The following is an 11698-nucleotide window of genomic DNA, read 5'->3' as shown; positions in this document are numbered from 1 at the left end:
TCGAAAACGTGCCAAACATCAAAAACAAGTAATAGAAAGCAATACACACAATGAAAAGAGAAAACAACGACAACACTTCAAGGAATACCCAAATAGAGGAGTTCCTTTCGGCTCGGTACGAGCTCCGTTACAACACCGTGTTAAACCGGGCAGAGTACCGTCCGCGAGAAACCGGGGACTATGTGGCAATAGACCGCTACCGCATCAATACCCTCAAAAGAGCCTTGGACAAGGAAATCAATGTACAGACCTCGCCAGAGAACCTGTACAGCATCATCGAAAGTGATTTCTCCCCACGCATCAACCCTGTGCAGGCTTATTTCCACAGTTTACCGATAATGGAAGAAGCCAAGAAAGGAGCAATTACCGCACTTGCCGACTGCGTGAGCGTAGCCAGTCCAGAGAAATGGAGGGAATACCTCACCAAGTGGCTGGTTGCAGTGGTCGCCAATGCGATGGACGACAGGCAGTGCCGTAACCACACCTGCCTTGTACTGACAGGTGAGCAAGGGAAATTCAAAACCACATTTCTTGACCTGCTCTGCCCACCTGCACTGTCAGACTATCAATATACGGGAAAGATATATCCGCAGGAAAAGGATGTGCTGAGCCTTATCGGTCAAAACCTCATCATCAATATTGATGACCAGCTCAAAGCCCTCAACAAACGAGACGAGAACGAACTGAAGAACCTGATTACCTGCCCACAGGTGAAGTACCGTATGCCTTATGAGAAACACATCGAAGAGCGACCGCACTTGGCAAGTTTCGTGGCATCGGTCAATGGTAATGACTTCCTCACCGACCCGACAGGGAGCAGACGTTTCCTCCCCCTTGAGGTGTTGGGAATAGATATAGGCCGAGCCAAGACAATCCCGATGGATGCCGTGTATGGCGAAGCCAAAGCATTGCTGAAAGACGGATTTCGCTATTGGTTCAATGATGAGGAGATTGCCGAACTGCACCGAAACAGCGAGGCATTCCAAGTCTATACGGCAGAAATGGAACTGTTGCTCCGTTACTTCACCTTTCCCACGGAAGCCGAGAAAGCCGCCAAGCGTTTCTATATGACCAATTCGGAAATCGTGGGTTATCTCTCCTGCTATACCAGACAGCAGCTCTCACCCAAACGGATGGGCGAAGCCCTGCGAAAGGCAAGCTATGCGAGAGAATGCCGCAGGGTAAATGGCAATCCCGTATATGTGTATGCCGTCCGCAAGATTTTTCCCGAGCAACCTCCATAGCATTCAGTTATTACCAATCCCTTTGTTATACTCCTTTCTCTTTTCTTTCCTATTCTCCTTACTACATTACTACAAACAAGGATAATACGGTGAAAGAAAAAGGATTGCAAGGGGTATTCATCTTGCGACACAGCTTACTACCATCTTTCTACGCTTCTACGATAGTATGAATGAGGGAGGTGTAGAAAGGAGGTGTAGAAAGATAAAACCGAATGAAGCGTTACACTTTTCTCTTTCACTGTCAATTACTTATCCGACTGTAGAAGGGTAGTAAGATAAAAAGGGGAAAATTCCAAAAAGAGAAAACAGAGCGAACAATAAAATATCGAACAATCCAAATCCAACGATAACAACAATGAACAGCGAATATTACAATTTACAAAACATCAAGAACATACCCATAGTGGACTATCTTCATGCCTGTGGCATACAGCCCGTCAAGGAATACGGCAGTTATGCCCTTTACAACGCACCTTATCGGGAAGACCATAACGCCAGTATGAAAGTGGATTTTACACGCAACCTCTAGTACGATTTCGGCTTGGGAAAAGGTGGTAGCATCATAGACCTCGTGATGTTGTTGCAAGGGTGCGATGCTCACAAATCAATGTACCTTTTGGCAGGGAATAACCTTTCCTTTCATAGTGCAACTCCTCCAAAGGAAAAAGTCGCTGCACTGTCCCCGAGCGCAAGACATATTCTTGGTATCAGCGAGGAGTTGCCCCCACACCTGCAACACTATTTACAGGAGGAACGCAAGATAGACCTTTCGTTTACCAAACCCTATCTGCGTTCCGTATGCTATGAGGTGGAAGGAAGAACTTACACCGCCATAGGATTTTCCAACCGATCAGGAGGGTATGAACTTCGGGACGACAAGACGTTTAAGGGAACAATCGCTCCAAAGGATATTTCCGTGATTGCAGGAGAAGCGAACAACGTCCCTCACTGCATCTTCGAGGGCTTTATGGACTTCCTTTCCTATCTCACGATGAAAGGGAAAGAAATCGCTCCCTGCCTTGTGCTGAACTCCGTAAGCAATATCCATAGAGCCGTTGCATTTCTCCGTGAGCATCGTATTGCACACGTCCGTGCGTTTCTTGACAACGATGAAGCAGGACGGCAAGCCTTGCAGGTTGTTCAATCGGCAGGAATGAGCGTAGAAGATATGAGCCGACATTATGGCGGATATAAAGACCTTAACGAGTACCACGTTTCTCGCCAGAAAGCGATGGAACAGAGACAGAAGAAACCTCAATCGATTGTCAAACGGGGATTTCGCAGATAAGGCAAAAGAGTGCAATCAAAACCAAAAATCAATCGGGTATCCTTAGGGACTAAAAGAGAACAAAAGCAGACAGACGGCTTTGTTTCGAGAGCGATAGCAGTTTTCCCAACTGCAAGTTTCCTCAAAAGAAACTTAGAAACAAAGCCCTCTGCGCATTCAGAGAATGCAATTACCGTAAAGGCAGACTTCGGACAGGGCGGAGCGGCATTTAGAAGAAATGCCATAGCTCATTAGGGCATTTTCTTCACGCTCCACTCCGTTACCGCTGAAAAAAAACTCCTGAGCCAAGGGACTCCGCCCCTTTGGATACCCCTTAAAGCAATATTCAATTTATGGGCTACGCAGTATTACACATAGACAAGGCTCGGGGCAACGATTCGGCAATGACCGCCCACATCGAGCGTACATTCGTGCCGAACAATGTCGATGCCACCCGCACGCACCTCAACCGTGAGTTGGTGCTATTCCCCGCAGATGTCACCAACCGCACGGAAGCTATAGAACACCGCATTGCCACGGCAAACATCTATCGAAAGGTGGCAGACAACCAAGTCAAGGCTTTGCGATTTATCCTTTCTGGCTCGCACGAGGATATGCTCCGAATTGAAAGCGAGGGGCGTTTGGGAGAATGGTGCGACAGCACGATGCAGTGGCTTTACTCCACCTTTGGTAAGGAAAATGTAGTGGCAGCCACACTACACGCAGACGAGGATACACCGCATATCCATGCTACGATAGTACCCATCGTGCAAGGAGAAAGACGGAAAGCCAAGACGGAAGCCGAAAACGGCAAACGGAAGTACAAGACAAAGAAAGACAAGGTACGGCTCTGTGCTGATGATGTGCTTACCCCGAAGAAATTGGAGGAATACCAAACCACATACGCAGAACAGATGAAACCTTTCAGATTGGAGAGAGGTATATACGGATCGGAAGCCAAGCACCGCTCCAATATGGAGTATTATAAGGAGATACTCAAGGAGACGGAACAGAAACAAGCCGAAGAAGCCGAACTCATCGAAAAGGTAAGGGATTTGGAGAAGAAGGCAGGAAAACTTCGGATAAAGGATACGCTCTACTCGCTCTTTGGTAATACGGAACTTGACAAGGCGGAGAAGCGTATCGGAGAGTTGGAAAGGAAGATGGAGCATCAGAAGTTCCTTGCAGAAAAGGAGAAAGCTGAAATCCGTAAGGAGGTTATACTCCTGCAAGATACCGTTGCAGTCAAAGACAAGACCATAGCTGGACAGCAAAAGGAAATCAAGACGTATGAGGAGGAGTGGAGTTTTATTCGGCGTTTCTTCCACAGTTTCTACCTTTTGCTCAATATCCGTCTGATGCTCCGCAAGATGGGCGTTGATGACGACACCTTTGTCAGAATGCACCAAAAGCAGGTAGCGGTACATGGTACTGTCGATGTATATTCAGGAATGTACAAACGTAACTTCACAGAAGAGAATGCCGAACTCCGTATAACGACCAATGAGAAGCGTCAGCCTGTCCTCACCATCAATGGTCTGTCCGTCCCAGATTGGTGTGAGCAGAAGTGGCAACAATTCATTCATCGCAACCGCTCACAACGGCTGTAATCGCTTTTTCTTTCATCGCCAAAGAAGAAAAACACGAAAGAACGCTCACTTTTCCACACAAAGTGTTACTTTTGCAACTGAAATAGTGAGTGTTCTATACGACCTGCATCTAATCGCAGAACCTTGTAATTTAGGCACCTAGTCCGAAATCATATTTTTAGGGGAGCAAACTATTTTTGCCTTACTGGGTGGTCAATAACTCTCGCCCTGACGGGTTTATTTTCTCGACTTTTTCATAAGGTATTGGGAGGAATATAAAGTTCTACAACTTTAAACTACCCTGCCAAAGTATTAAAAATAATTGGTAGCATATAATATGGATAGTAGCAACTACATAGCAACAGCAAATAACTATGTTATAGAAAGGAAAAAAGTAGGTTTGTAACAGTAAAATAAACACCAACCTGTTGTCTAAAATGGGGAGGATACTAAAGGAATAAATTAATATGTCACAAAAGGGAAGTGTATTTCAAAAAGGAGGAGGTGGGACAAACTTTGAACAACTCGTTCAAACGGCGTTTCTTACAACTCTTATCATTCATGGTAATGCTCCATGTCTTGATTCTGGTGAATTATCGGAGGTTGCACTACAAGTAACTAATAGAGGCTATGAAACTGATGATTTTATGGTTACAGCAAAATCAGCAAGTGGTGAACATCGTATATTAATTCAGGTAAAACACGACATATCATTTACTGTTGGTAATGAAATATTCAAAGATGTAATTAATGCTTTTTGGAAAGACTATAATAATACTTCAATTTTTGACAAATCAAAAGATAAACTTATTATAGTAAAGAATGGTTTAACTAAAGATGAAAGAAATCATCTTAAATCGCTTTTTAATTGGGCAAAAAATCACGCAACAGAAGCAGATTTTATTACCGAAGTAAACAGGATAAAAGGAAAGAAAGACCGATTAGATGTTTTTCGTGAGGTGCTAAAAGAAGCGAATACAAATACATATTTGACAGATAAAGAACTTTGGGAGTTTTTGAAATGTGTTGATATTTTGGAATATGATTTCCTAAACGAAGGGAGTATTGATAAAACATATTTTCTCAATCTGATTAAGCTCAGTAAAAACAAAAAAACGGCAACAACCGAAAAAGAAATTTGGGACAGTATTTTTGCTTATGTTGCTACGCTTAATCCAAATGGTGGAAGTGCAACACTTGAAAGTATTAAAGATAAAGATTTCTTTCAGCATTTTGATAACACACATTTAACTCCATACTTCAAAGCCGTTGAAAAACTTAAATCAGACAGCAATGAGATTTTACGACCAATAAAAACTTATATTGGAAAAGGAGAAAACAAATTTCATTTACAACGATCAGAATTAAGAGAAAAAATTTTAGTAGGTCTAAGTAATTCCCAACTAACGATTGTGACAGGAAAACCTGGAGTTGGGAAATCAGCTGAAATCAAAGAGATCCTTGAAAAAGATTATCCTAATGCAAGTGTGTTTGTTTTCAGAGCAGACCAATTCAATGAATCTACGCTCGCCAATGTTTTCTCAAGTCAAGGGGTAAATGAAACGATACAAGATATTTTCTCATGTATCTCCCTCATTCCTGAAAAAATTATTTTCGTTGATAGCTTGGAAAAGCTATTGGAAGCAGGCCCCGAATGTGCCTTTAAACAGTTATTAGCGTTACTTAAAGAGCATCCAGAAATTAAATTAATTGCTTCGTCACGGAAATATGCGATTGATTTAATTACATTAAAATTTGGTGTTGACAAAGACAATATATGTATAATTGACATTCCAACGCTTAATGAAGAAGAATTAAAACTTGTAGCTGAAAAGTTTCCGCAGTTAAATAGTGTTCTAAAAAACGACAAAGTCAACAAGTTGTTGCAAAGTCCAAAATATCTGGATTTCTCAATCTTAGCAATCGGTAAAACAAACGATGATTATACTAATGTTTCGCTGACAGAATTTAAGGACAAGTTATGGAACTCATTAGTTGTAGATTCTACCAACACGAAAAATGGACTTCCAATTAAACGTGAAGAAGCTTTTAAAGAAATTGCAGTAAAGAGAGCAAGAGAAATGAAACTCTTTACTAAACCCGATAAGTCTGATGCAGAGGCAATAGCTTGTTTAGAAAATGATGAAATTGTATTTCAGGAAAACAACAACAGGAAGTATTCCCCTACTCACGATATTTTAGAAGATTGGGCATTAGTAAAATATGTTTCTTCAAAGTTTGAAGACTTTCCAAATCCAAAAGATTTTTTCAACAATTTAGGAAACGAGCCGGCTATCAGACGAGCATTTCGTCTTTGGGTGGAAGACTATTTAATTGACAACAACGGTAAAATAAATGAACTGATCAAGGTAACAATTGCTGACCAAACTATTGAAAAATATTGGGCAGATGAATTGTTGGTAGCTGTATTTAAGTCAGAAAACAGTAATTCATTTTTTACTTCTTTTGAAAAAGAACTTCTTGAAGACAATTCTGTTTTCTTCAATAGATGTTTGCATATCATAAAAACTTGCTGCAAAGAAAGCGACCAAAAAACGAACAACAGCAATTTGCTTTTGCCGATTGGTTCGGGTTGGAAAGAAGCATTGTTTTTTATTCAAAAGAACAATACTCAATTAGAATCAATAAAACTTACAATACTCAATTTTCTCACTAATTGGTATTACCGATTACTTTTTCAATACAAAAAAATTGAAAACGCAGAATTAGAGGCGGCCAAATCTATTGTCCTAACCTATTTGAAAGAAGTTGAAGAAGAAAAAGAATTTTGGCAAGAAGAAAATGCCAAAGGTAAATCATCAAACTTGATTTCAATTTTATTTGACTTGGCTTCAATTTCAAAGGAAGAAATTAAACAACTTATTGCAAGAGCATTTACCAAGAAAGAAAATCGGGAATCTTGGAGATCAAATTCTTTTTACGAAAATGTAATTGAAAGTTGTCTTTCAGGTATAGGAAACCAGCGTTTGATAAAAGAATTGCCTGAATTGATTATTGAAACAGCTTGGAAAAATTGGAAATATATACCACCCCAAAAAGAAGATTTTCCTGAAGATAGATTTGGCATATTGGCAAGGAATTCTTTGAGTTATGAAGAATGTTGGGGAATAAGAGATAGACATTCCTTTTTCCCTTCGGGAATTTACAAAACGCCTTTTTATCATCTATTGTGGATTTATCCTATGATTGGGATGAAATTCATCATTGATTTTATAAACTATTCGGTTGAATTTTATGTAAAGGCTTCTTGCGAACACAAGCACAACATTTCTCAAATAGAAATCGAACTTAATGACGGAACTGTAGTAGAAAAATGGGCAGCTTGGGAATTGTGGGCGGCATACAGAGGCTCAAGTGTTACAAACTACGCATTGGAATCATTGCTAATGAGCCTTGAGAAGTTTTTATTAGAAACGGCTAAAAGAAAGACAGATGTTAGTAGAGAGGACTTGAAGTTTATATTTGATTATGTTCTTAAAAACAGCAATAATGTTGCTCCATTAGCGGTTTTAACGAGTGTTGCTATTGCTTATCCCGGAGAAGTTGAAGAAGCGATGTTGCCATTATTGTCTGTCAAGGAATTTTATGAGTGGGATTTAAGTCGAGCACTTGAAGAATACTCTTCGTTTGCCACAATGGATTATGATATTTCATTTGCACAAAAAGAGCGTTTGGAATCAAATCAACTTCCACATAGAAAAAAATATCAAAGAGGGCTTCGAGATTTTATTTTAGACTACCAATTTAATGTTAGAAAATTAAACAAAGAAATTCACCAAATAATTGATAAACTAAAAGCACGAAATGATGGTAAAGATGTTATATGGAAAAAGAATTTAATTGAAATGGATATCAGAAACCATAAAGTTGGAGAATATGATGAAAAACTTGGTGGTTTTCCTATTCAACCTGAATACGATGATGAAGTTGTAAAGTTTATTGAATCCAATAAAGAAAGTTTTGAAGCAGATACAAAGTCTTTGAATATTTCAGGACAACTTTCAAAAACTTACGAAAAGAAAGAAATTATTGATTTTTCATCTTGGTTATCTTGCTATGAACAATATTCTTCATCAAAATCCCTAAATATCCTTTATGACAGACCAATCACGTTAGCTGTATTAGGACTGAGAGATTTTGCAACAAACATAAATGAAGAGCAAAAAACAAAGTGTATAAAAATAATTACTGATGCAACAACTTCTATTCTTCAAGATACATTTAGCAGAGATTATAGCCTTAATATGAGTGTCAGCATAATGGAAAAAGAAATTGCTTTATCTTCTTTCCATTTACTTTTGCAAAATGTTGATAACGAAGAAGATAAAAACGGCATAATAGCTACAATGATTTATATGCTATTCGCACCGTTCCACGACCACGAATTTGACAAAATCATACGATACTTTAGAGAAGTATTTTTCAAACAATTTCCTAATGAAGCAAAAAGAGTTTGGCTTGGTCTCATTATGTATTCCAATTTCAAAAAAGCAAATCCTAATTTCTATGGAAATCAAGATGAAAAAAGTTTGAAAAAGGAAAATGATTTTGTTCAGGAAATTGCATCTAACAAAAACTTAAAATTAGACCTTGCAGAAATAAGTTTAGAAAAATCAGAAGGTTATTTATTGGCAAGAGCTTTTGTAATTACGCCATATGACACAGCAGATAAAGATTTTACATATTTCATAAACCACATATTACCGATAGTTATTGGCGACTTAACTAAAGAAGAAGATTTTTCATATAACAGAGGAAGGGAATCTCGACAATTTCATCACGAATCAATTTCAGATATTGAACAATATCTTGCCAATTTATTTTTGGACGCAAATTTTGATTTTTCAAAATCTGTTTTAACTACATTGGTCAATTCACTGTCAAAAAATACGCAAAGACAAAGATTTGGAAGAGACGATTTGTTTCAATTTGTGAATACTACTTTGGATTATTTTGTATTGAAATTATATGACAATGGAAATTTAAAAATTGACCAAACAAAATACTCACAGCAACAGACCAACTTTTGGAATCTATGGGAAGTTCTGTTTGATTTAATCCCAAGTGATGGAACACACCCGCTAATTCAAAAACTTCTGTTGGACATTAGATATTTGCTATGGGATTATCAAGGTAATCCGAATGAAAGTGATTGGAGCGTTTTAAATGGGAAAAAAGAGTTTTATAAAAAAGTGTTTCTTGAAAAAGGGAAAAACAATGCTTCATCAGTAATAAACGTGTTTTCTACAATTGGAGGAAAAGAATTTTTGCCCGAAGGAATAAGTTGGCTGTCAGGCCTTTTCAAATCAAATAACATTGCCTCTTTGTCATTGACATCTGTTTCATCGGAGAGAATGATAAAACGACTTTTCTATAATCATATTTCAAAAATCAAAAACGACAAAACTCTAATAGATGACTATGTTTGGATTTTAAACCGGATGGTTGATTTGGGTTCGTCAGAAGCATATTTATTTAGGGAAAATGTAATTACGTATAAAAGCATTAAGTAAACTGCGAGTAGAAGGAACTCTCTACTCGTTCTTTGGAAACGCTGAACTTGAGCGTATTACGGAATTAGAGAAAGAAGGTAGGACAACAACGCTCCTCAAAGAGAAGGAGAAGAACGAAATCCGTAGGAAGGTGATTCTCTTATAGGATACCATCAAGGGAAAAGACAAAACAATCTCAGAACAACAACGAGAAATCAAGGTCTATGAAGAGGAGCTAAGTTTTATCCAGAGATTCTTTAATAGCTTCTACCTCTTTTGTGCAATATTTGTTTGATGCTCCGCAAGATGGCTTCTATGATGGCACCGTAGTAAAGATGCACCAAAAGCAGGTGGCGATACGAGTACGGCAACAGCTCATTCATCGTAACCGCTCACAACGACTATAATCGCTTTTTTCTTTCACTGACAAGAAGAAAAACATGAAAAAACGCTCACTTTTCCTCGAAAAGGGTTATCTTTGCAAGTGAAATAGTGAGCGTTCTTTGGCTATTCAAAATATTGTGTATCAGTGCACTTCGCTCATTTCTAAATCGTTACCTATACGACCTGTGTTTTATCGCAGAGCCTTGTAATTTAAGCATTTAGACCGAAATCATATTTTTCCTGAGGACAGCCTCTCTATAGTCAGATAATAAGATTGCTTGATAAGACAAAAATTTTAAAGTTGAGCAGCGAACTTGGTGGAGAACGCTATATAAAGCGGTTTGATTGTTGGACACATACCGTTGTCATGCTTTATGCTGTAATAATGCGTTTTGATTCATTACGTGAAATTACCGCATCCCTACATGTTGAAGCACGAAAGTTAAGTCATCTTGGTATCTCAATTATGACATCCCGTAATACATTGTCTGATGCCAACAAAAGACGTTCTGAAGCTGTGTTTGAATGCATATATCGTGATTTGTATGCAAAATATCATAATCAACTTTCTTCGGACAGCCACTCTCGCAAGGAGCCAAAATGGATGAAACGACTTCAAATAATAGATTCTACTACCATATCGTTATTCTCGAATCTGATTTTTAAAGGTGTTGGTCGTCATCCTAAAACAGGAAAGAAGAAAGGTGGCATTAAAGTCCATACTGTAATACATGCCAATGAAGGTGTACCTTCGGATATAAAATTCACTTCTGCCGCGACAAACGTATGCGTTCCAAGAGAGTGGTATTGACAGCCTAATAATTAATTATGAGTTTTGCAAGACATAATAATTATTAGCCATGGAGCAACAGAAACATGATTTTTCGCGTGAGTGGGCACAATACAAATCTGTCCTGGAACAAGATCTGAGTTTAGAACTAAAGACCTTCTGTACAAATAATGGATATCACTATCGAAAAATGCAGGACTGGATATACCGCCGTCATTTCAAGATATCTACAGTAAAGGCAAGGATTGCATCAGGATATAAAGGCGCAAAGCAAACAGATGCGCCTTCATTCGTCGAGGTTAAACTTCCTGCAACTCCTCAAGAACCAGCCATTCAATCTTCTACGGCAACAATAAAGGGACTTACTTTAGATCATGGAGATTTACATGTCCGCATAGACGAGTTACCCGTCGAAAGTATAGTTTCATTAAGCCAACTAATAAAAGAGATGCGGTCATGTTCTCTTTGACATCCTCTATCAGATATTGGGTATGCCGTAGGACAGTATACATGCGCAATGGGATAAATGGTCTTAGCATTATAATCCAAGGAGAGTTCAAACAGGACCCTACATCAGGAGATGCATTCGTCTTCTTCTCAAAGGACTGTTCATCCGTCAAGATACTAAGGTGGGATGGAGATGGGTATATCATTTACCACAAGAGGTTGGCCAAGGGTACGTTTGAACAGAGCAGACCCACCTCTGACGGATCAGTAAAATACGAGCTTCAATGGGAACGGTTTTGTCTTATAATGCAAGGCGTAAGTCTTAAGAAAATCAGGTTCAGAAAGCGGTTCAGACTACCTTCTAACAGTGATTTACAATGATAAAAAATATAGACTTTATCGCATAATACCTTGTGATTTATTAGGTTAACTCACTGGTTTTTCGTATCCTTAACACATGGTAA

At 38.8% G+C, this 11698-nt stretch carries 5 protein-coding genes and 2 pseudogenes; all 7 read left to right on the top strand.

The window, feature by feature from the left end:
- The first annotated feature begins 50 nt into the window (after window positions 1-50).
- The 7 genes and pseudogenes from BN102_RS01465 (at window position 51) to tnpB (ending at window position 11615) form a co-directional block, all read left to right on the top strand.
- Window positions 51-1244 carry a VapE domain-containing protein gene (locus BN102_RS01465; protein WP_019207278.1) on the top strand — a complete coding sequence of 398 codons (1194 nt, stop codon included), beginning with the start codon at window positions 51-53 and terminating at the stop codon, window positions 1242-1244.
- Between the two features lie 355 nt (window positions 1245-1599).
- Window positions 1600-2532, top strand: a pseudogene (locus BN102_RS01460) (toprim domain-containing protein).
- Window positions 2533-2864: 332 nt separating this feature from the next.
- On the top strand, window positions 2865-4121 hold the full coding sequence (mobV, locus tag BN102_RS01455) for a MobV family relaxase (protein ID WP_019207275.1): 1257 nt from the start codon (window positions 2865-2867) through the stop codon (window positions 4119-4121).
- Window positions 4122-4567: 446 nt separating this feature from the next.
- Complete coding sequence (locus BN102_RS01450; protein WP_019207274.1) at window positions 4568-9634, top strand: hypothetical protein; 5067 nt, start codon at window positions 4568-4570, stop codon at window positions 9632-9634.
- 607 nt (window positions 9635-10241) lie between these two features.
- Window positions 10242-10781: pseudogene (locus BN102_RS01445) on the top strand (DUF4372 domain-containing protein); the annotation flags it as partial.
- A gap of 76 nt (window positions 10782-10857) precedes the next feature.
- Window positions 10858-11256, top strand: a complete 399-nt coding sequence (locus BN102_RS01440; protein ID WP_019207272.1) for a hypothetical protein — start codon at window positions 10858-10860, stop codon at window positions 11254-11256.
- The gene (gene tnpB / locus BN102_RS01435) at window positions 11244-11615 is read left to right on the top strand and encodes an IS66 family insertion sequence element accessory protein TnpB (RefSeq protein WP_036786913.1); all 372 of its coding nucleotides are present in this window, start codon (window positions 11244-11246) and stop codon (window positions 11613-11615) included. Before BN102_RS01440 ends, tnpB begins: the two co-directional genes overlap by 13 nt.
- Window positions 11616-11698: the final 83 nt, after the last annotated feature.

It is taken from the genome of Phocaeicola abscessus CCUG 55929, assembly GCF_000312445.1.
GTDB classification, from domain to species: domain Bacteria; phylum Bacteroidota; class Bacteroidia; order Bacteroidales; family Bacteroidaceae; genus Phocaeicola; species Phocaeicola abscessus.
The sequence above is the reverse complement of the archived record's forward strand: the minus strand, read 5'-3'. Positions and strand labels throughout refer to the sequence as shown.